This window comes from Rugamonas apoptosis, assembly GCF_014042355.1.
GTDB lineage: Bacteria > Pseudomonadota > Gammaproteobacteria > Burkholderiales > Burkholderiaceae_D > Rugamonas > Rugamonas apoptosis.
In genome coordinates this window covers 438,156-459,153 of the sequence record NZ_JACEZU010000001.1, presented here as the reverse complement: position 1 = coordinate 459,153, position 20,998 = coordinate 438,156, and the positions used below count along the sequence as shown (strand labels likewise).

The following is a 20,998-nucleotide window of genomic DNA, read 5'->3' as shown; positions in this document are numbered from 1 at the left end:
TGACAGCATACACAAAAACGGCCGCCATGCGCCAAAAACCCGGGCCGCGGCAAGGCTGTCCTTGACCGCGGCGAAGAAACCGTCCCGCAAATCGGGGACGTAACACCATTTATCCACAAGGGAATATTGTGTTACGTCCCCGATTTTTCAGCACGGCAAGGGCGCGGGGCGGCGCATCAGCCACAACCCTTCGGCCACGTACAGCACCAGCGCGCCCCAGATCACGGCGAAGCCGGCCAGCCGGGCCGGCGTGAACGTTTCGTGGAAGTACCATACGCCCAGCAGCATCTGCCCTGTGGGGCCGATGTATTGCAGCAGGCCCAGCACGGACAGCGGAATGCGGCGCGCGCCGGCCGCGAACAGCAGCAGCGGAATGGCCGTGATGGGGCCGGCCGCCACCAGCAGCCAGCGCGTGCTGTCGTGCGGCGTGCTGAGGAAGGTGCTCTGGCCATGCCAGCCGAGCCAGCCCAGGTAAACGAGCGCCAGCGGGAACAGCAGCATGGTTTCCAGCGACAAGCCTTCCAGGGCGGCCAGCGCGGCCGTCTTGCGCAGCAGGCCATATACGCCGAAAGTGCCCGCCAGCAGCAGCGCGATCCACGGCAACTGGCCGCCCTGCCAGGTGAGCCAGGCTACGCCGCAGCCGGCCACGACTATGGCCAGCCACTGGCCGCGCCGCAGCTTTTCCTTCAGCACCAGCAAGCCCAGCAGCACGTTGACCAGCGGATTGATGAAGTAGCCGAGGCTGGAGTCGAGCACATGGCCATTGTTGATGGCCCAGATATAAATGAACCAGTTGCTGCTGAGGAAAATGGCGCTGGCCACGAAGCTGGCCAGCACCTTGGGCTGCTGGCGCAGCTTGGGCAGCCAGCCCCATTGGCGCCGCACGGTCAGCACGATGGCCAGGAACAGCAGCGACCACACCATGCGGTGGGCCAGGATTTCCAGCGGCGTCACTTCACCGATGGCGTGAAAATACAGAGGGAACAGGCCCCAGACGAGAAACGCCAGCGCGGCGTAGATAATTCCGGTGTTCATGGTGTGGCGGGGGAGGGCGCGAGGCAAGGCCTGTCATTATCCCCGAAATGGTGCAGGCCCGCTGACGGCCCCTGATAACGCGGCAGTTTCCACTTTGCCACGGCCAGCGTACACTGCGGGATTCGCATCGCTACGAACGCCACAGCATGTCAAAATATTCTTGCTATTTGCTAATACATATCCTATTGTGCAATGCACCAAAACAACAACAGGTGCAATCTTGACCGCGCATCACAAGAAGAGCAATCTCGTCGGCCTGACCCTGGCCGCCATCGGTATCGTGTATGGAGACATCGGCACCAGCCCGCTGTACACCCTCAAGACCATCTTCTCGCCGGAGCACGGCCTGGCGCTCAACCCGGCCAACCTGCTGGGCGTGATTTCCCTGATTTTCTGGGGTCTGACCATCATCGTCTCGCTCAAGTACGTGACCCTGGTGCTGCGCGCCGATAACCGCGGCGAGGGCGGTATCATGGCCCTGATGGCGCTGGCGCTCAATTCCGTCAGCAAATCGCCCGGCCTGCACTACAAGTTGATGCTGTGCGGCGTGTTCGGCGCCGCCCTGTTCTACGGCGACAGCGTGATCACGCCCGCCATTTCCGTGCTGTCGGCGATCGAAGGCCTGGAAGTGGCGACCCCGGCCCTCAAACCCTACGTGGTGCCGCTCACCATCGCCGTGCTGGTGGCCCTGTACGCGCTGCAGCAGCACGGCACGGCCGGCATAGGCCGCTGGTTCGGCCCCGTGATGATAGTGTGGTTCGCCGCGCTGGCCGCCATGGGCGTGGTCAACATTATCGCCGCGCCGCAGATCCTGGCCGCGCTCAATCCGTGGCACGCCTTGCAGTTCGTGCTGGCCAACCGCTTCATCGCCTTTATCGCGCTGGGCGCGGTGGTGCTGGCCTTCACCGGCGCCGAGGCGCTGTACGCCGACATGGGCCACTTCGGCAAGAAGCCGATCCGCATGGCCTGGTTCCTGATCGTGTTCCCGTCGCTGGCGCTGAACTACCTGGGCCAGGGCGGCCTGCTGCTGGCCCATCCCGACGCCATCTCCAACCCGTTCTACCAGCAGCTGGGCGCCTGGAGCGTGTATCCGCTGGTGGCCATGTCGACCCTGGCCACGGTGATCGCGTCGCAAGCGACCATCTCGGGCACCTTCTCGATGACCAAGCAAGCCATCGCGCTGGGCTTCCTGCCGCGCATGCGCATCCTGCACACCTCGGCCAGCGAGATCGGCCAGATCTACATGCCGATGGTGAACTGGCTGCAACTGGTGGTGGTGCTGCTGGCCGTGATCGGCTTCGGTTCGTCCGACAACCTGGCGGCCGCCTACGGTATCGCCGTCACGGCCACCATGCTGGCCACCACGGTGCTGACCTTCTTCGTGATCCGCTACCGCTGGCAGATCAACCTGCTGCTGTGCTGGGCCGCCACCGGCTTCTTCCTGCTGATCGACGTGCTGTTCTTCTCGGCCAACGCGCTCAAGCTGTTCCATGGCGGCTGGTTCCCGCTGCTGCTGGGCTCGGTGCTGTTCATCGTCATGCTGACCTGGCGCGCCGGCCGTGGGCTGGTGTTCCAGAATTTGCAGAAGCACGCCATTCCGCTGGAAGACTTCCTGTCCTCGCTGTTCGTGGCGCCGCCCACGCGCGTGCCGGGCACCGCCATCTTCCTGCGCGGCGAAAGCGATGGCGTGCCGCATGCCATGCTGCACAACCTGTCGCACAACAAGGTGCTGCACGAGCGGGTGGTGTTCTTCACCATCCACATCATCGAGGAACCGTACGTGCCGGAAGCGGAACAGATCAAGATCGTCGACCTGGGCCACAACTGTTTCCAGCTCAATGTGCATTACGGCTTCAAGGACGAGCCGGACATCCCGCGCGTGCTGTCCTTGTGCGCCAACCACGGCCTGCCGTTCGAGATGATGGAGACGTCGTTCTTCATCGCCCGCCAGACCGTGATCTCGACCCCCGGCGCCGGCATGGCGCCATGGCGCGAGCACCTGTTCGTGGCCATGTCGCGCAATGCCCGCGGCGCGGCCGACTACTACCAGATTCCAAGCAACCGGGTGATCGAGCTGGGCACCCAGGTGGAAATCTAAAAAATGTAACGGAATGTAGGGCCCGGAGCGGAACAGGCGCAGTCTGCTAAACTTCTGCTCCGATCGGCGCGCGGCGGCGCGCATCTATTCGACCCCACAACACAAAGGTAACCATGAAATCGATGTTTCAACTTATCGCTGCCGTCGCCGTCGGGCTGACGCTGACGGCTTGCGGCGGCGGTTCCAGCACGCCGGCCGCCACCACGCCGGTCGTGGCGCAACCCGCGTTCCAGAAGGCCGATATCGTGACCGGCACCGGCACGGAAGCGGCCAATAATGACCTGTTGGTGATCAGCTATACGGGCTGGCTGTACGACGCCTCGAAATCCGATTTCAAGGGCGCCAAGATCGACAGTTCGGTCGACCGCAACGCACCGGTCGCGTTCACGCTGGGCACCGGCCAGTGGCTGGCCGGTCTGGATCAGGGCATCCTGGGCATGAAGGTGGGCGGTAAGCGTACGCTGGTCCTGCCGGCATCGCTGGCGTATGGCGCCAACAGCAAGACGGCCGCCGCTTCCGTGGGCAGCATCACCTACGCCGCCATCCCCGCCAATGCGGCGCTGGTGTACGACGTGGAACTGGTGAGCGTGACCAAGGCCAGCGTGCCGGTCTTCGTGGCCGCGCCGACCGTGCTGAAGAGTGTGGACACGGCGGTGGGCACGGGCGACACGGCGGTCGCGGGCAAGACCTTGACGGTCAAGTACACCGGCTATCTGTATGACGGCAGCCGCCCCGACTACAAGGGCGACGTGTTCGACAGCTCGGTGATCAGGAACGCCACGTTCGACTTCGTGCTGGGCGCTGGCAAGGTTATCCCCGGCTGGGACCAGGGTGTGCCTGGCATGCTGGTGGGCGGCAAGCGCACGCTGATCATTCCTCCCGGCCTGGGCTATGGCAGCGTGGCGCAGGCCGCGCTGCCCGCCGTGAACGGTTTTAACTTCGTGGCGATTCCCGCCAATTCGACGCTGGTGTTCGATATCGAACTGGTGAGCGTGAAATAAATAAACGCCATGCCGCGCCCCGCGCGGACATGTGACAAGGGCGGCCCGTGTGGCCGCCCTTGTTTTTTGGCGCCGCGTGCGCCAGGCCTTCAGCGCACCATGTCGATGTGCAAGATGCCGTCCTCGTCATACGGCGCGGTGACAGTCTTGAATCCCAGGCTGGCGTAGAACTGCTCCAGCCGGGCCTGGGCACCGATGCGGAAGTGGTGGCCGGGATGCTGTTGCTCCGCCAGCCGTATGCCCTGTTCCACCAGCTGGCGGCCGATGCCGCCGCCGCGCGCCGCTTGCGTCGTCAGCACGCGGCCCAGCGACATTTCCTCGTATTTGGCGCCTGGCGCCAGGCAGCGCAGATAGGCGGCCAGTTGGCGTTTGCCATCGACCATACGCCAGCCCAGCAGGTGGCGGGCGGCCAGGTCGTAGCCATCGATGTCCGGATACAGGCATTGCTGCTCCAGCACAAACACTTGCTGGCGCTGATACAGCACTTCATACAGGTCAGCGCCGGGGATATCGTTGAATGCAAGCCATTGCCAGTCGATCATGTGTGCCTCGTTTCCAGGGTAAGGCAACAATTGTAAGGCAGCGCGGCGAATCGGGCAGGGCAGGACGCCGCACGGCCGGCGTGGCCGTGCGGCAGGCGCCGGACTGGCTTATACCAGCGTCAGCGTGACGTCGATGTTGCCGCGGGTGGCGTTCGAGTAAGGGCACACGATGTGAGCTGCCGCCACCAGTTGTTCCGCTTGCGCCCGTTCCAGGCCCGGCAGCGAGATTTTCAGTTCCACTTCGATCCCGAAGCCCGTCTCGATGGCGCCGATGCCCACCGTGCCTTCCACCGACACGTCGGCCGGCACAGCGATCTTGTCGCGTCCGCCCACGAATTTCAGGGCGCCGATGAAGCAGGCCGAGTAGCCGGCCGCGAACAGTTGTTCCGGGTTGGTACCGACGGCGCCGGCGCCGCCCAGTTCCTTGGGCGTGGTCAGTTTCACATCCAGCACGCCGTCCGAGGACACGGCACGGCCTTCACGGCCACCGGTGGCTTTGGCGTTGGCACGGTACAGAACTTGTTTGATCGACATGATGATTTCCTTTAGCGAGAGTTAGACTGCGTTCGATTAAATCGTGTACTACTTATTTGCAATATGAAGCGCTGCGCGTCCACCGGTTCAGGCCAGCGTGTCGGCCAGTCCGGGGCAGGTCTGCGTGTTTCAGTGTGATCGCGTCGCCCATGAACACACTATAGATCGTGTGCGATTAAATAGCAAGCGATTTTATTCGGGTTTTTTTCGCGCGCACGGGCACGCCTACAGCGCCGTCTCGAACCCTTCCAGCACGTTGATCACGTTCACGCCCAGTTCCTTGACGGCGTGGCCGCCTTCGAAGATGAAGGCGGTGGGCAGGCCCAGCCAGGCCAGCCGTTCGCCCACCCGCAGGTAGTCGGCGCTGTGCAGCGCGAAGCGCGACGACGGGTCGCCGGCAAAGGTGTCCACCCCCAGCGACACCACCAGCGCGTCGGCGCCAAAGCTGCCCAAGCGGATGCAGGCCGTTTCCAGCGCGGCCATCCAGGCCGTGGCCGTGGTGCCGGCCGGCAGCGGCAGGTTCAGGTTGTAGCCGAGGCCCGCCCCTGCACCCCGTTCGTCCGCGTGGCCCAGATAATAGGGGTAGGCGAAGCGCGGGTCGGCGTGCAGCGAGATGACCAGCACGTCGTCGCGCTGGTAAAAGATGCTCTGGGTGCCGTTGCCGTGGTGGTAGTCCAGGTCCAGGATGGCGACCTTGCGGGCGCCGTCATCGAGCATGTGCTGGGCCGCCAGCGCCGCGTTGTTGAGGAAGCAGTAGCCGCCGTAGAAATCGGCGCCAGCATGGTGGCCCGGCGGGCGGCTCAGCACGAAGGCGCCCCGTTCGCCCAGGCGCAGCGCGTGGGCCGCGTTGACGGCGCAATCGGCGCCGGTCTTGGCCGCGCTCCAGGTGCCGGCCGTGAGCGGGGTGCCGCTGTCCATCGAATACAGGCCCAGTTTGGCGCGGAAATTGTCCGGCTCCACATCCGAACGCAGGGTGCGCACCGGCCACACGGAGGGCACGGCGTCCTGGCCGGCGTTGGCCGGATCGAGCGCCACCCAATCGCTCCACGCGTTGCGCAGGAAGTGCAGGTAGCGCGGCGTGTGGATGCGCTCCAGCGACATCAGCGGCACGCCGTGCGGGGTGACGATGCGGCCCAGGCCGCGCCGCCCCAGCTCGGCCAGCACGGCGTCGACCCGGGCCGGCGCCTCGGCGCAGGGCACGGGCTGGCCGCGCACTACCGCGTCGCGGCCCTGGTGTTGGCTGTGCTGTTCGTTGTAGAAGGTGAGCAAGGCGGTTCCGTGGGCGTCAGTCGCAGTCTGGCGTGGAATGGCACAGGTTGCTGGCGCGGTAGGCCGCCACGTAGTCGTCGAAATTGCCGGTCGAGGTGCGCTCCATTTCCGCCTGCTCGGCCAGCGAGGCCGCTGCCAGGCCGTCGAAATACGCCGCTTCCGCCGCCGTCGGCGCCGGGCTGCGGAAGTGGGCCGCGTGCAGCCGGCTTTGCGCCAGGCCGAACGCGCCGAACGAACCGCCGTGTTCGCGCAGCGCGGCCAGCACGCGGGCCGACGGCGTCAGGTCCGGGTCGGCCAGCTTGCGGGCCGCGTCGGCCAGCGCGGCCGCGTGCTCGGTGCCGCCGTGGCGCTGGTCCAGCAGGGCGGCCACAGGCGCCAGCCGTTCCAGCAGTTGCTGGCCCCACTGTTGCAGGCTGATTTCGCCTTCGCTGTTGTGGAGCATGAGGCCGGGACGGCGGCCTTCCTTGACGGTGCGCGCGAAGTTGTCCGTGTAGCGCGCGCCATCCTGTTCCGAGATGGGGCCGCTTTCCTCCAGTGCGCAGAACAGCAGGAAGGTGTCCAGGAAGCGGCCCGTGGCCAGGCTGATGCCGACCGGCTGGAACGGGTCCACGTCCATGCAGCGCACTTCGATGTATTGCACGCCGCGCGAGCACAGCGCCTGGATCGGACGCTCGCCGGTGCGGATCACGCGCTTGGGGCGGATGGTGGCGTAGTACTCGTTTTCAATCTGCAGCACGTTGGTGCTCAGCTGCACCCATTCGCCATTCTGCTTGGTGCCCAGCTTGGCATACGGTTCGTAGGGCTGGTTGACGGCCTTGGTCAGCGCGGCCACATAACTGTCCAGGCAATTCTCGCGCGGGCTCAGGCCGGACTGGGCGTCGTTCTGGTAACCGAGGTCGCTCATGCGCAGGCTGGTGGCGTAGGGCAGGTACAGCGTGTCGTCCGACAAGCGTTCCAGCTGGTGCGGACGGCCGCGCAGGAAGTTGCTCGACAGCGCGGGCGAGGCGCCGAACAGATACATCAGCAGCCAGCTGTAGCGGCGGAAATTGCGGATCGTGGCCAGGTAGGCTTCCGACTGGTAAGCCATGGCGGACTGGCGCGCCGGCTTGCCTTCCTGCTCGGCCAGCACGCGCCACAAGTTTTCGCTCAGCGAGTAGTTGTAGTGGATGCCGGCGATGCATTGCATGGCCTTGCCGTAGCGTAGCGCCAGGCCGCGCCGGTACACGTGCTTGAGCATGCCCATGTTGGAGCTGCCGTACCAGGCGATGGCGATGTCCTCTTCGGCCGGCAACTGGCAGGGCATGGATTCGCTCCACAGCAATTCGTCGCCCAGCTTGCTGTAGGCGTAGCGGTGGATGCCGTCCAGCTTGTCCAGCGTGGTGGCGATGTCGGCCTCGGCCGGCGTGATGAATTCGAGCAGCGTTTCCGCGTAGTCCGTGGTGATCTGCGGGTGCGTCAGGGCCGAGCCCAGCGCCGCCGGATGGGGCGTGCTGGCCAGGTGGCCGGTGGCGTCCACGCGCAGGGTTTCCCGTTCGATGCCGCGCAAGCCGGTCAGCACCGCGCGGTGCGTGTCCTGTCCCAGCAGGGCCAGACGGCGTGTCAAAAGATTGGACAATTGGATCTTCCTTTCGTGCAGCACACAATGATGGGTGCGAGAGTAACCGAAAACGGCAAACCGCGCCGGGGACTGCCAAAAGCGGTTGGCGCGCCCATGATCGGGATCATGACGCCGCACCGCCATCACTGCAAAGATCGATGTTTATTTTATCAAAGCGCTATCGAAGCGCGCTCAAAGCGGTATTAAATCGCCGTCAAAGCGCCAGTCAATGCGCCATCAAAAGCGCGCACCGCGTCAGGGCGCGCGCCCGCCCGTGACCCGCGCGATGCCGGCCAGGTCGGCCCAGCTTTGCACCTCGGCATATCCTTGAGTACTCAACAATTGCTGTACGGCGGCCGATTGGTCGTAGCCGTGCTCCATCAGCAGCCAGCCTTGCGGCGCCAGATGGCGCGCGGCGCCGGCCACGATGGTGCGCAGGGCCGACAGGCCGTCCGCATGGTCGGTCAGCGCGCCGGCCGGTTCGAAGCGCAAATCGCCTTCGCCCAGGTGGCGGTCGCCGCTGGCGATGTAGGGCGGGTTGGACACGATCAGGTCGAAGCGCTCGTGCGCCAGCGCGCCGTACCAGTCGCTGCGCATGAAGGTGACGCGGGCGCCGTTGGCGTTGGCGTTGCGGCGCGCCACGGCCAGCGCGTCGGCCGACACGTCGAGCGCCGTCACGGCCGCATCGGGCCGGCTGTGGGCCAGCGCGACGGCGATGGCGCCGCTGCCGGTGCCCATGTCGAGCACGCTGCCTTGCGGCGGCAAGCGCTCCAGCGCCAGTTCCACCAGCAATTCCGTTTCCGGGCGGGGGATCAGCACGGCCGGGCTCACTTCAAACGGCAAGCCGAAAAATTCGCGCTGGCCCACCAGGTAAGCCACCGGCTCGCCGGCGAGCCGGCGCTGCACCAGCGCGGCCAGCCGCTGCGCCTCGTCCGCCGTCAACGCCCGTTCCGATTGCGTGATCAAGCCCACGCGCGACAAGCCCAGCGCGTGGCACAGCAAAATGCGGCGGTCCACCGCATCGAGCAGCGGCAGGCGTTGCAGCTCGGCCAGCGTGACGCCGGCCTGGATGGCGGATGTGCTCATGCGCGGCGGCGGCGTACCAGCAGCCAGCCCAGCGCGAGGGCGAACAGGCCGAACCACAGGAACGACCACTGTGGAATGGACAGGCCGAACCACGGCGCCAATGCGTCTTCGCACAAGCCGTCGGCGCGGAACACGGAGGGCAGGTATTGAGCCAGGAAGATCTTGTTGAGCGCCGTTTCCATCGGGTCGATGCCGCACGACAGGCCGGGATGGGCCAGCACCCACAAGTGTTTGCCGGCCGTGCCCAGGCCGCCCAGCGCGCTGGCCAGGCCCAGGCCGGCGCCCAGCACGGGCTTGCCGGACCAGGCGCCCAGCAGGCAGCTGAAGCCCACGCCCAGGAACAGGTAGCGCTGGATCACGCACAGCGGGCAGGGCAGCATGTCCAGCCCGTGTTGCAGGTAGAGCGCGACCCCGATCAGGCCGAAGCAGGCGAAGGCGATGGACAGCAGCAGAGGACGGGGTGAAGTCATAGGGCGGTTCCGTTCGAGTTAGTGGTGGCCGCAGGGTCGAGGCGCCGCGCGGCGCGCTTATTCTCGCACAAAGCATCGCGGGCGGTAGCGGCCGGGGCCGCCTGCTTGACCTTACTCACCCAGCGCCGCCAACTGCTCGGCCTGGTGCTCGGCGGCCAGCGCGTTGGTCAGCTCCGTCAAGTCGCCGTCCATGATGAAGTCCAGCTTGTACAGCGTGAGGTTGATGCGGTGATCCGTCATGCGGCCCTGCGGGAAGTTGTAGGTGCGGATGCGCTCGCTGCGGTCGCCCGAACCGATCAGGCTCTTGCGGGTGGCCGCTTCCTTCGATTGCTGCTCGCGCAGTTGCACGTCCTTGATGCGGGCCGCCAGCACCTTCATCGCCTGCGCCTTGTTCTTGTGCTGGCTACGGTCGTCCTGGCACTCGACCACGATGCCGGTCGGCAGGTGGGTCAGACGCACGGCCGAATCGGTCTTGTTGATGTGCTGGCCGCCGGCGCCCGAAGCGCGGAAGGTGTCGATGCGCAGGTCGGCCGGGTTGATGTTGACGTCTTCCACCTCGTCCGCCTCCGGCATCACGGCCACCGTGCAGGCCGAGGTGTGGATGCGGCCCTGGGTTTCCGTGGCCGGCACCCGTTGCACGCGGTGGCCGCCCGATTCGAACTTGAGCTTGGAATACACGCCATTGCCGATCAGGCGCACGATCACTTCGCGGTAGCCGCCCAGGTCGGACGGCGATTCGGACACCATCTCCACCTGCCAGCGGTTGCGTTCCGCGAAGCGGGTGTACATGCGCAGCAGGTCGCCGGCGAACAGGGCCGATTCGTCGCCGCCGGTGCCGGCGCGGATTTCCAGGAAGATGTTGCGTTCGTCATTGGCATCCTTGGGCAGCAGCATTTTCTGCAGCTCCAGTTCCAGCGCCGCCATGCGGCCCTTGGCCCCTTCGATCTCGTCCTGCGCGAACTCCTTCATGTCGGGATCGGCCAGCATTTCCTGGGCCGCCGCGATGTCGCCGTTGGCGCCCTGGTAATCGTGGTACAGCGCCACCAGCGGGCCCAGCTCCGCGTGTTCGCGCGTCATCTTGCGGTAGCTGTCCATGTTGGCGGTGGCGCCTTCGGACATCAGCAGTTCGTCGAGTTCGACCAGGCGATTGGCCAGTTGGTCCAGCTTGGCCAGCATTGATGGTTTCATAGCGTATGCGTTTCAAGTAATCGGGGTGGGGCCGGCGCGGGGGCCGGGCGGTCGCGGCCGGGGCCGGACGGGGTGCTGCCAGTGGATGCCGCGGCAGGTCCGCTAACGGCGGCCGCGGAACAGCTGGGGCAGCAGCGTGGCGAGCTGGGCCCGCTCGTCGCCCTGGGCGCGGTGCAGCGCCTGCTGCGGCCCGTGCATGAATTTGGCCGTCAGCCCCTTGGACAGGGCTTCCAGCACGGCGTCGATATCCTCGCCCTTGGCCAGCATCTTGCGGGCCCGTTCCAGTTCCAGCTGGCGCAGCGCTTCGCCGCTTTCATGCAGGCTCTGGATCACGGGCACCACGGCGCGGTCGTCGATCCAATGCATGAAGGACTGGACCCGGGTTTCGATGATGGCTTCGGCTTGCGCCACGGCCGCCTGGCGGTTTTCCAGGCCCGTCTGCACCACCTTGCCCAGATCGTCCACCGTGTACAGGAACACGTCGTTCAGGCGCGCCACTTCCGCTTCGATATCGCGCGGCACGGCCAGGTCGACCATGAAGATGGGCTTGTGGCGGCGCGCCTTGATGGCCCGTTCCACCAGCCCCAGCCCGATCAGCGGCAGCGACGAGGCGGTGCAGGAAATGACGATGTCGTACTGGTGCAGCTTGTCGGGCAGTTCGGCCAGCCGGATCGCCTTGCCGCCGAAGCGGTGGGCCAGCACTTCACCGCGCTCCATGGTGCGGTTGGCGATGGTGATGCTTTTCGGATTCTGGGCCGCGAAGTGGGTGGCGCACAGTTCGATCATCTCGCCGGCGCCGATGAACAGCACATGCTGCTCGGCCACCTTGTCGAAGATGCGCTGCGACAGGCGCACGGCGGCCGCCGCCATCGATACGCTGTGGGCGCCGATCTCGGTGGTGCTGCGCACTTCCTTGGCGACGGAAAAACTGCGCTGGAACAGTTGGTGCAGATAGGTGCCCAGGCCGCCGGCCTCGTCGGCCGTGCGGATCGCGTCCTTGATCTGGCCCAGGATCTGGGTTTCGCCCAGCACCATCGAGTCGAGCCCGGAGGCGACCCGGAACGTGTGGCGCACGGCGTCGTGCTGGGGCAGCATGTACAGGTGCGGCCGCAGTTCGCTGTAGTTAAGCTGGTGGAAGTCGGCCAGGAAGTGGGCGCCCGCGTCGAGCGGATTGGGCACCGGGCTGGCCGCGTACAGTTCCGTGCGGTTGCAGGTGGACAGGATGGCCGCCTCGTCGGTGCCGCTGGGGGCGATGCGGTCGAACCACGCGCGCGCCGCCACCACGGCCTGCCCCAACTGGTCAGGGGCGAACGCCAGCCGTTCGCGCAAGGCGACCGGCGCGGTGGTGTGATTGAGGCCGACGGCAAGCAGTTGCATTTCGGAGCGGGACGATAGGTTGTTAGCCGACATTATAGCGTGTTGTACCCCTATTCTGTCCGGGGAGCGCCCCCGTCATCCGCACGAGCTTGATCTAGGCCGTTCGGGCTAGCTCAGGCCCCAGCTTTTCCAGCCGGTAACCATAGCTGTACACGGGCACCAGGCGGTAACCGTTTTCCGGTTTCAATTGCAGCTTGTTGCGCACCCGCGAGACGTGGGTGTCCATGGTGCGCGAGGGCACGGCCGTTTCCCGTATCCACACGGCTTCGTGGATGTAGGCGCGCGACAGGGGCCGCCCGATGTTGCGGAAAAATAACAACGCCAGGTAGAACTCCTTGTGCGTCACGTCCAGCACGATGCCATCCATCAGCAAGCGGCCGGGCCGGGTTTCGAACGTGTATTGGCCGAATTGCAATTGTTCGGCACCGTTCTGGGACGGGTAGGCGCGCCGCAACAGGGCCTGCACCCGGGCCACCAGTTCGCTGCGCCGCAGCGGCTTGATCATGTAGTCGTCGGCGCCGGCGGCCAGGCCGGCCACGATATCGTCCTCGCCCGAGGTGGTGGTGAGGAACAGCATGGGCGCGTTGTCGGGCAGCTTCTCGCGGGCGCGGCGCATGACTTCGGTGCCGCTCAGGTCGGCCACCTGCCAATCCAGGATGAGCATGTCGTAACTGTCCTTGCGCAAGTGATTGAGCAGCTCACGGCTGGTCTGAAAACTATGGCAAGCGTGGCCGGCCGAAGTGAGAACCTGGCAGATCAGATCAGCCTGGCTGCGGTCGTTGTCAAGTACGGCGATTCTCATGGTTGTGCAGGGCGTGTTCGGCCGGCGGCGCCATTGTTCGCCACCCGCCAGTAAATGTTAAGGAGAAGTCACATTGAATATAACAGAGATTTACAAAAATAGTTAGTAAAAAAGCTAAATATTTCCGATTGGATATAGTTATTTTCTGTCCGCGCGTCTCCTGCACCATTACACGGTACACTTACATCACCCTGATTTCAATACGCAACATAGCGGGATGTCAGCCCGGAGGAGGGGCGTGATGGCGAGCAACAATGATACGCAATGGGTGCTGGTGCCCGGCTCGGTCCAGGACATCGCGGCCGTACGCGAGCGTTGCCGGCGCCTGGTGCGGCGGCGCGCCGTGTGGTCGGCCGGCATGGCGGCGGTGCCGATACCGGGCGTGGACGTGGTGTCGGACTTGCGCCTGTTCGCGCTCCTGATCGAGGACGTGAACCAGGAATTCGGCCTCAGCGCCGAGCAGATCGCCCGTTTGCAGCCGCAATGGCGCATGCTGGCCTACGAGGCGGCCGTCGGGGCTGGCGGTATGCTGGTGGGGAAAATCGTCACGCGCGACGTGGTGACGGCGTTGCTGCGGCGCAGCGGCGGCAAGCTGCTGGCGCGCCAGGCGGGCAAGCTGGTGCCCATCGCCGGGCAGCTGGCGTCGGCCGCCATCGGCTTCGCCGTGTTCCGCCAGCTGGGCTACCAGCATGTGGAAGCGTGCGCCGTCGTGGCGCAGCAACTATTGGCCGGCCGCATGGCGGCCGCCAACTAAGAAGTCATTTCAAAAAGCCCATGGCGTCGTTGTGGCGCCTTGCCGTGCGGAACGGCAGTGCCGTTCCCACTGTCTTCGGCTCCACGCCTAGCCACGGTCATGTTGAAACGACTTCTGAGGGGACAGCGACTCAGGCGTCCGGCAGCACCACGTTTACGTCCAGCACCTCCAGGTTGCCCTGGCGGTCCAGCGAGATCTTGATGTCGTCGGCGTTGACCTTGGTGTACTTGGAGATCACCTCGATCAATTCCCGGTGCAGGGCTGGCAGGAAGTCGGGCCCGCCGCGGCCGTTGCGCTCACGCGCGATGATGATCTGCAACCGTTCCTTGGCCGCCGACGCGGTCTTGGGTTTGGACGGGAACAGAAAGGAAAGCAGAGCCATGTCACTTGCCCCCAAAAATGCGCTGCAGCAGGCCGGGCTTTTCGTAGGTGGTGAAACGCAGCGGCAATTGCTGGCCGAGGAAGCGCGCCACCACATCCTCGTAAGCTTCCGCCACGTCCGTACCCTTGAAATGGATGGCCGGGTTACCCTGGTTGGAAGCATGCAATACCGACTCCGACTCGGGAATGATGCCGATCAGGGGAATGCGCAGGATTTCCTGCACGTCCTCATGTGACAGCATCTCGTCCGCCTCGACCCGCTTGGGCGAATAGCGCGTGATCAACAGGTGTTCCTTGACCGGTTCGCCGCCCGTCTGGGCGCGGCGCGACTTGGCCTGGATGATGCCCAGGATGCGGTCCGAATCGCGTACGGACGACACTTCCGGGTTGGTGACGATGATGGCTTCATCGGCGAAGGTGAGCGCCATCAGCGCGCCGTGCTCGATACCGGCCGGCGAATCGCAGATGATGTACTCGAAGCCCATGTTGATGAGCTCGTTGAGCACCTGTTCCACGCCATCTTCCGACAGCGCATCCTTGTCGCGCGTTTGCGACGCGGGCAGGATGAACAGGTTGTCGCAATGCTTGTCCTTGATCAGGGCCTGGGTCAGCGACGCTTCCTGGTTGATCACGTTGATCAGGTCGTACACCACGCGCCGTTCGCAGCCCATGATCAGGTCCAGGTTACGCAGGCCCACGTCGAAGTCGATCACGGCCGTCTTGTGGCCGCGCATGGCCAGCCCCGTCGAGAAGCTGGCGCTGGAAGTCGTCTTACCGACACCGCCCTTACCGGACGTTACAACAATAATTCTTGCCACAAATAATCCTTTTCAGAGAGCCCGGTGCTTAAGCGCGGGATGCGGAGTTGACAGATAGTATATCGATTCGGTCGCCCACCAAGCGAATTTGTGCCGGTACGCGGGAAAACTCGGCCGGGAAACCGTCCTCGAAAGTGCGGTACACGCCAGCGATGGAGAGCAATTCCGGTGCCATGGCCATGGCGAAGATGCGGGCGTCGGCGTTGCCGGAAGCGCCGGCCAGCGCGCGGCCGTTCAAGGTGTTGTAGACATGGATGCTGCCGTCGGCGATGAGTTCGGCGCCATTGTTGACGACGGCCGTGACGATCAGGTCGCAGCCGCGCGCGTAGATGCGCTGGCCGGCCCGCACCGGGGTATCGATGATCAGGGCGCCGGGGCTGACGACGGCCGTGGCTGGCACTGGTGCGGCCACCGGGGCGGGGGCGGGCGCCGGTGCCGGAGCAGGCGCGGCCGGCGTGGCGGCCGGCGCCTCCGCCTCCTTGCGCGGCTTGGCGGCCGTTTCCAGGCTCAGGCCGTGGGCCAGGATGGTGGCCGCCATTTCGGGCGGCGCGTTGCGCACGGCCACCGGATTGAGGCGGTATTTCTTCAGCAGCGCGATGATGCCGTCCCAGTCGATGGCCTCGCCGCCCGCGGGCAGCGCGCCGATGTCGATCACGGTCAAGTCATCTTCGAAAAAGTCGGCCGAGCCGCCCGTCATATCGTTGAGCGCCGCGCCCAGGGCGATGCGGTCCGCGGTGGACAGGATGGCGGACACGGCGACCACGGTGGAAATCTTGATTTCGATGGGCTTCTGGAACAGGCTGTTGGACATGGGCGACAGGGATAGAGTTAGCCCGCGCGCATGCGCAGGCGCACACATTCTACTGTGGAAAGCCCGGAAATGGGAGAGCCGCACAACATCAACAGTGGCTGATGGCGCGGCTTGCGGGGTGGTTGGGCGAAGAATTGGGGGAATTGGAGACGCAACACTATTTTTAGTGTGTTACGTCCCCCTTTTGGCTTGACTGTTTTGGTCTTAGTAGATGGCCTGTTCCTCACGCAACTGGCGGGCGGCGGCCACCATGTTGCGCAGCGCCTCTTCCGTTTCGTGCCAGCCGCGTGTTTTCAGGCCGCAGTCCGGGTTGACCCACAGCTGGTCGGGCGCGATCACGGCGCTGGCCTTGCGCAGCAGGCGCACCATCTGTTGCGTGTCCGGCACCCGGGGCGAGTGGATGTCGTACACGCCCGGGCCGATCTCGTTGGGGTAGCGGAACTGGCCGAAGCCGGCCAGCAACTCCATGTCCGAACGGCTGGTTTCGATCGTGATCACGTCCGCGTCCATGGCCGCGATCTGGGGCAGGATGTCGTTGAACTCGGCGTAGCACATGTGGGTGTGGATCTGGGTGCTGTCCGCCGCCACGGCGGCCGTCAGGCGGAACGCGCCCGTGGCCCAGTCCAGGTACTCATCCCAGCGGGCGCGCCGCAGCGGCAAGCCTTCGCGCAGGGCCGGTTCGTCGATCTGGATGATGGCGATGCCGGCCTGTTCCAGGTCCGCCACCTCGTCGCGGATGGCCAGCGCGATCTGGCGCGCGGTGGTGGCGCGCGGCTGGTCGTTGCGCACGAATGACCATTGCAATATGGTCACCGGCCCCGTCAGCATGCCTTTCATGGGGCGTTCGGTCAGGCGCTGGGCGTGCGCGGTCCAGGCCACCGTCATCGGCTGGGGCCGGGCCACGTCGCCGTAGATCAGCGGCGGCTTGACGCAGCGCGAGCCGTACGATTGCACCCAGCCGTATTGCGTGAAGGCAAAACCGTCCAGTTGTTCGCCGAAATACTCGACCATGTCGTTGCGTTCCGCTTCGCCATGCACCAAAACGTCCAGTCCCAGCTGTTCCTGGCGGTGCACGGCGTCGGCGATATGCGCCAGCATGGTGCGTTCGTAGCTGGCCGCGTCCAGCTGGCCGCGCTTGTGGCTGGCGCGCGCGGCCCGGATCTCGGCCGTCTGCGGGAACGAGCCGATGGTGGTGGTGGGGAAGGCGGGCAGGCCCAGCCGCTCACGTTGCACAGCCTGGCGCTGGGGGAAGGGCGAGGCGCGCTGGTCCGACTGCGGCGCCAGGCTGGCCAGCCGGGCCGCCACGGCGGCGTTGTGGACCCGCGGGCTGGCGTGGCGGCTGGCCACGGCGGAGCGCGCCGCCGCCAGCGCGGCGGTGGTGTCGGCCGCGCCGGCGCCGGCCAGGGTGGCGCGCAGCACGGCCAGCTCGTCCAGTTTTTCCGTGGCGAAGGCCAGCCAGGAACGGATGTCCGGGGCCAGTTGGGTTTCCCGCTCCAGGCTGAACGGCACATGCAGCAGCGAGCACGAGGTGGACAGCCACAGCGCGCCGGCGCGCTTCTCGCGCAGGGGGCGCAGCACGGCCAGCGCCGCGTCGAGGTCGGTGCGCCACACGTTGCGGCCATCGACGATGCCCACCGACAGCACCTTGTGGCCGGGCAGCCAGTCGGCCACGCTGGTCAGTTCGTGGGCGGCGCGTACGCCATCCACGTGCAGGCCGGCCACGGGCAGGCGGCAGGCCAGGCTCAGGTTTTCCTCCAGCGGCGAGAAATAGGTGGCCAGCAGCAGGGACGCGCCGGCCTGGCTCAGTTGCCAGTAAGTGGGCTCGAAAGCGTTGCGCCACGCCGACGGCAAGTCCAGGCCCAGGATGGGTTCGTCGATCTGGACCCAGTCCACGCCCGCGCCCTTCAGTTGCGCCAGCAGGGCGCCGTACACCGGCAGCAGGCTGTCCAGCAGGCTCAGGCGGTCGAAGCTGACTGCCCCTTTTTCCTTGCCCAGCCACAGGAAAGTGAGCGGGCCCAGCAGCACGGCCTTGGCCGGGTGGCCCAGCGCCCTGGCTTCCGCCACTTCCGCCAGCAGGCGCCCGGCATGCAGGGAAAACGCCGTATCGGCCGCGAATTCGGGCACCAAATAGTGGTAGTTGGTGTCAAACCATTTGGTCATCTCCAGCGCCGCGCCTTGCTGGCAGGCATGGCCGTGGCCGCAGTCGGTATGGGCATCGTGTCCCGTGTCGCCGCGCGCCATGGCGAAGTAGCGCTGCAATGCGTCCTGCTCCGGCGTGAAGCCGAAACGGGCCGGCTCGCAGCCCAGCAGCTGGATGTGATTGGCCACGTGGTCGTAGAACGCGAAGTCGCCCACCGTCACGTGGTCCAGGCCGGCCGCGCGCTGCAGTGCCCAGTGGCGGGCGCGCAGTTCACGGCCCGTCTGTTCCAGTTCGGCGGCCGGCGATTCGCCGCGCCAATGGCGCTCCAGCGCCGTCTTCAATTCGCGCGCCGCGCCGATGCGGGGGAAGCCAAGGATGTGAATTTGTAAGTTTGTCATGTTTTGTCATGTGGATTTCATATTGGTGCGATAAAGTGTGCGGCATTCTGGTCTATAATCAAAACGAAAGATTTTGCGGCTTCACATGAAAAAAATTCATATATAGACCATGCTCGAAATACGCCACCTCCGAACCTTGAGCGCCTTGCGCTCCGCGGGCAGCCTGGTGCGTGCGGCCCAGCTGCTGAACCTCACGCAATCGGCCCTGTCGCACCAGATCAAATTGCTGGAAGACCGCTATGGCGGCCCTTTGTTCGAACGCAAGTCGGTGCCGATCGGCTTCACGGCCACGGGCGCGCGCCTGCTCAAGCTGGCCGATATGCTGTTGCCGGAAATCGAACAGGCCGAGCGCGACGTGGCCCGTTTGTCGCAAGGTGACCAGGGCCAGTTGCGGGTGGCGCTGGAATGCCATACCTGTTTCGACTGGCTGATGCCGGTGATGGATGCGTTCCGCCAGCGCTGGCCGGACGTGGAGATCGACCTGGTGTCGGGCTTTCACAGCGAGCCGTCCGAACTGCTGCGCAGCGGCGCGGCCGACCTGGTGATCGGCTCCGACTACAGCCATGAATTCGCCACCTTCCCCCTGTTCCGCTTTGAAATCCTGGTGGTGATGGCGCAGAAACACCGGCTGCAAGCGGTGCGCCGGCTGGCCGCCGCCGACTTCGAGGGCGAGACCTTGATCACCTATCCCGTGCCCGAGGAACGCATCGACCTGATCCGCGAAGTGCTGCGTCCGGCCGGGGTCCATTTCGAGCGCCGCACGGCCGAGCTGACGGTGGCCATCCTGCAACTGGTGGCCAGCCGCCGCGGGGTGGCGGCCTTGCCCAACTGGGCCATCAAGAACTACGTGGATTACGACTATGTGATCGCCAAGCCGGTGGGCGAGCTGGGCTTGTGGAGCGATTTGTTCGTGTCCGTCCCGGAGCCGTTGCGGCAAAAAGCCTATGTGCTGGACTTCGTCAATGTGATACGGGAGCAGTGCGCGGGCAGCCTCGACGGTATCAAATTATTATCGTGACAAATTAGCATCTATTCTTCAAAATGATTAACTCGTTTTGATGCAGATCAACGCGGCCATTTGCATGCCGCCTACGATGCAGGGCTGGGGTCAACAGTGCAAACGAAAGGACATCATGTTTGATATCGCTCAACAATGTACACAGGCTGGCAACGCGTTGCTGGCAGCGCAACTGGCGGCCCTGCGGGCCTACGCGGAAGCCATGCTGGATGGGGGCATGTTGTGCGCCGAGCGTCATGCCGATGTCTACCGCACCACGCTGGCCACTGGCACGGTTGCTGCTAGACAGATTATGTGGGCGCCAGTTGATCCGGTGTGCTAGAAGCGGGCGCCGTCGTGCGGACGAGCGGCGTATCATCGGACCGCAGGCTTGTCGATATGACATCCCACGCGATGTCGAAATGAATTTGTAATTGAGCAACCAGTTGCTTGATGGAGTCCTGAAGTTTGTGGCATAACTAAGCCGTTTACCCCTTGGCGCATTGGAGAAATACATGGAAGACGTAGTGATCGTGGCCGCAGGCCGCACCGCAGTCGGCAAGTTTGGTGGCAGTCTGGCGAAAATCCCCGCATCGGAATTGGGCGCGCATGTGATCAAGGGCTTGCTGGCCAAGACCGGCATTGCGCCAGAACTGATCAGTGAAGCCATCCTGGGACAAGTGTTGACGGCCGCCGTGGGCCAGAACCCGGCCCGTCAGGCCGTGATCAAGGCCGGCCTGCCCAACAGCGTGCCCGCCTACACCATCAACAAGGTGTGCGGCAGCGGCCTGAAGGCCACCCACCTGGCGGCCCAGGCCATCAAGTGCGGCGACGCCAGCATCATCATCGCCGGCGGCCAGGAAAACATGAGCGCCGCACCGCATGCCATGAACGGCTCGCGCGACGGTTTCCGCATGGGCGACGTCAAGATGGTCGACACCATGATCGTGGACGGCCTGTGGGACGTCTACAACCAGTACCATATGGGCATCACGGCCGAGAACGTGGCCAAGAAATACGAGATTTCGCGCACCGAGCAGGATGAGTTCGCGCTGCAGTCGCAGCTGAAGGCGGAAGCGGCGCAAAAAGCCGGCAAGTTCAAGGATGAGATCCTGCCGCTGGAAATCGCCCAGAAGAAGGGCACCATCGTGTTCGACAATGACGAATACGTGAAACCGGGTTCCACCATCGAATCGCTGCAGGGCCTGCGCCCCGCGTTCGCCAAGGACGGCACCGTCACGGCTGGCAACGCCTCCGGCATCAACGATGGCGCCGCCGCCGTGATCATGATGCCCGCCTCGCAAGCCAAGGCGCTGGGCCTGACCCCGCTGGCGCGCGTGAAAGCCTACGCCTCGTCCGGCATCGACCCGTCCGTGATGGGCATGGGCCCCGTGTCGGCCGCCCGCCTGTGCCTGAAAAAGGCTGGCTGGACCCCGCAGGACCTGGACCTGATGGAAATTAACGAAGCGTTCGCGGCCCAGGCCATCGCCGTCAACAAGGAAATGGGCTGGGATACCAGCAAGATCAACGTCAACGGTGGCGCGATCGCCATCGGCCATCCGATCGGCGCGTCCGGCGCCCGCATCCTGGTCACGCTGCTGCACGAAATGGTGCGGCGCGACGCCAAGAAGGGCCTGGCTTCGCTGTGCATCGGCGGCGGCATGGGCGTGGCGCTGGCGGTCGAGCGCGCGTAAGAGATG

Annotated in this window: 20 protein-coding genes; 6 read left to right on the top strand and 14 right to left on the bottom strand. The window is 65.1% G+C overall.

All coding sequences use genetic code 11. The features are described 5' to 3' along the window. Window positions 1-147: 147 nt before the first annotated feature. A complete protein-coding gene (gene rarD, locus H3H39_RS02005) occupies window positions 148-1,035 on the bottom strand; it encodes an EamA family transporter RarD (protein ID WP_182151577.1) in 888 nt (295 codons plus the stop codon). Window positions 1,036-1,255: 220 nt separating this feature from the next. Between rarD and H3H39_RS02000 the strand changes: the two genes are divergently transcribed. Further along, a complete protein-coding gene (locus tag H3H39_RS02000; protein ID WP_182151576.1) occupies window positions 1,256-3,133 on the top strand; it encodes a potassium transporter Kup in 1,878 nt (625 codons plus the stop codon). Window positions 3,134-3,246: 113 nt separating this feature from the next. Further along, window positions 3,247-4,134 (top strand): FKBP-type peptidyl-prolyl cis-trans isomerase, encoded by an 888-nt coding sequence (locus H3H39_RS01995; protein WP_182151575.1) that lies wholly within the window; start codon window positions 3,247-3,249, stop codon window positions 4,132-4,134. A gap of 89 nt (window positions 4,135-4,223) precedes the next feature. Here the strand turns inward: H3H39_RS01995 and H3H39_RS01990 are convergent, their stop codons facing one another. The 9 genes from H3H39_RS01990 to H3H39_RS01950 all read right to left on the bottom strand — a co-directional run bounded on the left by H3H39_RS01990 (window position 4,224) and on the right by H3H39_RS01950 (window position 12,999). Then, complete coding sequence (locus H3H39_RS01990) at window positions 4,224-4,676, bottom strand: GNAT family N-acetyltransferase (protein ID WP_182151574.1); 453 nt, start codon at window positions 4,674-4,676, stop codon at window positions 4,224-4,226. Window positions 4,677-4,784: 108 nt separating this feature from the next. Next, window positions 4,785-5,210: an organic hydroperoxide resistance protein gene (locus H3H39_RS01985; RefSeq protein ID WP_182151573.1), complete on the bottom strand. Its 426-nt coding sequence runs from the start codon at window positions 5,208-5,210 to the stop codon at window positions 4,785-4,787. Window positions 5,211-5,435: 225 nt separating this feature from the next. Further along, the gene (locus H3H39_RS01980) at window positions 5,436-6,479 is read right to left on the bottom strand and encodes a histone deacetylase family protein (RefSeq protein WP_182151572.1); all 1,044 of its coding nucleotides are present in this window, start codon (window positions 6,477-6,479) and stop codon (window positions 5,436-5,438) included. Window positions 6,480-6,495: 16 nt separating this feature from the next. Further along, on the bottom strand, window positions 6,496-8,094 hold the full coding sequence (gshA, locus tag H3H39_RS01975) for a glutamate--cysteine ligase (protein ID WP_182151571.1): 1,599 nt from the start codon (window positions 8,092-8,094) through the stop codon (window positions 6,496-6,498). Between the two features lie 237 nt (window positions 8,095-8,331). Then, window positions 8,332-9,162 (bottom strand): peptide chain release factor N(5)-glutamine methyltransferase, encoded by an 831-nt coding sequence (prmC, locus tag H3H39_RS01970; RefSeq protein ID WP_182151570.1) that lies wholly within the window; start codon window positions 9,160-9,162, stop codon window positions 8,332-8,334. Then, window positions 9,159-9,632: a disulfide bond formation protein B gene (locus H3H39_RS01965; RefSeq protein ID WP_182151569.1), complete on the bottom strand. Its 474-nt coding sequence runs from the start codon at window positions 9,630-9,632 to the stop codon at window positions 9,159-9,161. The genes prmC and H3H39_RS01965 overlap by 4 nt, the downstream gene beginning before the upstream one ends. Window positions 9,633-9,743: 111 nt before the next feature. Further along, window positions 9,744-10,820, bottom strand: coding sequence for a peptide chain release factor 1 (gene prfA / locus H3H39_RS01960; RefSeq protein ID WP_182151568.1), 1,077 nt, complete (start codon window positions 10,818-10,820; stop codon window positions 9,744-9,746). Window positions 10,821-10,922: 102 nt separating this feature from the next. Continuing rightward, window positions 10,923-12,197 carry a glutamyl-tRNA reductase gene (hemA, locus tag H3H39_RS01955; protein WP_182151567.1) on the bottom strand — a complete coding sequence of 425 codons (1,275 nt, stop codon included), beginning with the start codon at window positions 12,195-12,197 and terminating at the stop codon, window positions 10,923-10,925. Window positions 12,198-12,291: 94 nt separating this feature from the next. Continuing rightward, on the bottom strand, window positions 12,292-12,999 hold the full coding sequence (locus tag H3H39_RS01950) for a response regulator transcription factor (protein ID WP_182151566.1): 708 nt from the start codon (window positions 12,997-12,999) through the stop codon (window positions 12,292-12,294). A gap of 241 nt (window positions 13,000-13,240) precedes the next feature. On the opposite strand from H3H39_RS01950, the gene H3H39_RS01945 reads away from it, so the two are divergent. After that, a complete protein-coding gene (locus H3H39_RS01945) occupies window positions 13,241-13,753 on the top strand; it encodes a hypothetical protein (protein ID WP_182151565.1) in 513 nt (170 codons plus the stop codon). 130 nt (window positions 13,754-13,883) lie between these two features. Here H3H39_RS01945 and minE read toward each other — a convergent pair whose 3' ends face one another. The 4 genes from minE to metE form a co-directional block, all read right to left on the bottom strand. Then, window positions 13,884-14,135, bottom strand: coding sequence for a cell division topological specificity factor MinE (minE, locus tag H3H39_RS01940; RefSeq protein ID WP_173594320.1), 252 nt, complete (start codon window positions 14,133-14,135; stop codon window positions 13,884-13,886). Between the two features lies 1 nt (window position 14,136). Further along, entirely contained in the window at window positions 14,137-14,952 is an 816-nt protein-coding gene (gene minD, locus H3H39_RS01935) for a septum site-determining protein MinD (protein WP_182151564.1), read from the bottom strand. 28 nt (window positions 14,953-14,980) lie between these two features. Continuing rightward, complete coding sequence (gene minC, locus H3H39_RS01930; RefSeq protein ID WP_182151563.1) at window positions 14,981-15,763, bottom strand: septum site-determining protein MinC; 783 nt, start codon at window positions 15,761-15,763, stop codon at window positions 14,981-14,983. A 204-nt stretch (window positions 15,764-15,967) separates the two neighbouring features. Beyond that, window positions 15,968-18,301: a 5-methyltetrahydropteroyltriglutamate--homocysteine S-methyltransferase gene (gene metE, locus H3H39_RS01925; RefSeq protein ID WP_182151562.1), complete on the bottom strand. Its 2,334-nt coding sequence runs from the start codon at window positions 18,299-18,301 to the stop codon at window positions 15,968-15,970. Window positions 18,302-18,410: 109 nt separating this feature from the next. Here metE and H3H39_RS01920 point away from each other — a divergent pair, with 109 nt between their 5' ends. The 3 genes from H3H39_RS01920 (at window position 18,411) to H3H39_RS01910 (ending at window position 20,992) form a co-directional block, all read left to right on the top strand. Continuing rightward, window positions 18,411-19,319, top strand: coding sequence for a LysR family transcriptional regulator (locus H3H39_RS01920; protein WP_182151561.1), 909 nt, complete (start codon window positions 18,411-18,413; stop codon window positions 19,317-19,319). A gap of 115 nt (window positions 19,320-19,434) precedes the next feature. Then, the gene (locus tag H3H39_RS01915) at window positions 19,435-19,641 is read left to right on the top strand and encodes a hypothetical protein (protein WP_182151560.1); all 207 of its coding nucleotides are present in this window, start codon (window positions 19,435-19,437) and stop codon (window positions 19,639-19,641) included. A gap of 172 nt (window positions 19,642-19,813) precedes the next feature. Next, window positions 19,814-20,992, top strand: a complete 1,179-nt coding sequence (locus H3H39_RS01910) for an acetyl-CoA C-acetyltransferase (protein ID WP_182151559.1) — start codon at window positions 19,814-19,816, stop codon at window positions 20,990-20,992. Window positions 20,993-20,998: the final 6 nt, after the last annotated feature.

Coding starts and splice junctions, on each gene's coding strand:
- rarD (WP_182151577.1), bottom strand. CDS start 1,035: ATGAACACCGGAATTATCTACGCCGCGCTGGCGTTTCTCGTCTGGGGC.
- H3H39_RS01995 (WP_182151575.1), top strand. CDS start 3,247: ATGAAATCGATGTTTCAACTTATCGCTGCCGTCGCCGTCGGGCTGACG.
- H3H39_RS01990 (WP_182151574.1), bottom strand. CDS start 4,676: ATGATCGACTGGCAATGGCTTGCATTCAACGATATCCCCGGCGCTGAC.
- H3H39_RS01985 (WP_182151573.1), bottom strand. CDS start 5,210: ATGTCGATCAAACAAGTTCTGTACCGTGCCAACGCCAAAGCCACCGGT.
- prmC (WP_182151570.1), bottom strand. CDS start 9,162: ATGAGCACATCCGCCATCCAGGCCGGCGTCACGCTGGCCGAGCTGCAA.
- H3H39_RS01965 (WP_182151569.1), bottom strand. CDS start 9,632: ATGACTTCACCCCGTCCTCTGCTGCTGTCCATCGCCTTCGCCTGCTTC.
- prfA (WP_182151568.1), bottom strand. CDS start 10,820: ATGAAACCATCAATGCTGGCCAAGCTGGACCAACTGGCCAATCGCCTG.
- hemA (WP_182151567.1), bottom strand. CDS start 12,197: ATGCAACTGCTTGCCGTCGGCCTCAATCACACCACCGCGCCGGTCGCC.
- H3H39_RS01950 (WP_182151566.1), bottom strand. CDS start 12,999: ATGAGAATCGCCGTACTTGACAACGACCGCAGCCAGGCTGATCTGATC.
- H3H39_RS01945 (WP_182151565.1), top strand. CDS start 13,241: ATGGCGAGCAACAATGATACGCAATGGGTGCTGGTGCCCGGCTCGGTC.
- minE (WP_173594320.1), bottom strand. CDS start 14,135: ATGGCTCTGCTTTCCTTTCTGTTCCCGTCCAAACCCAAGACCGCGTCG.
- minC (WP_182151563.1), bottom strand. CDS start 15,763: ATGTCCAACAGCCTGTTCCAGAAGCCCATCGAAATCAAGATTTCCACC.
- metE (WP_182151562.1), bottom strand. CDS start 18,301: ATGACAAACTTACAAATTCACATCCTTGGCTTCCCCCGCATCGGCGCG.
- H3H39_RS01920 (WP_182151561.1), top strand. CDS start 18,411: ATGCTCGAAATACGCCACCTCCGAACCTTGAGCGCCTTGCGCTCCGCG.
- H3H39_RS01915 (WP_182151560.1), top strand. CDS start 19,435: ATGTTTGATATCGCTCAACAATGTACACAGGCTGGCAACGCGTTGCTG.
- H3H39_RS01910 (WP_182151559.1), top strand. CDS start 19,814: ATGGAAGACGTAGTGATCGTGGCCGCAGGCCGCACCGCAGTCGGCAAG.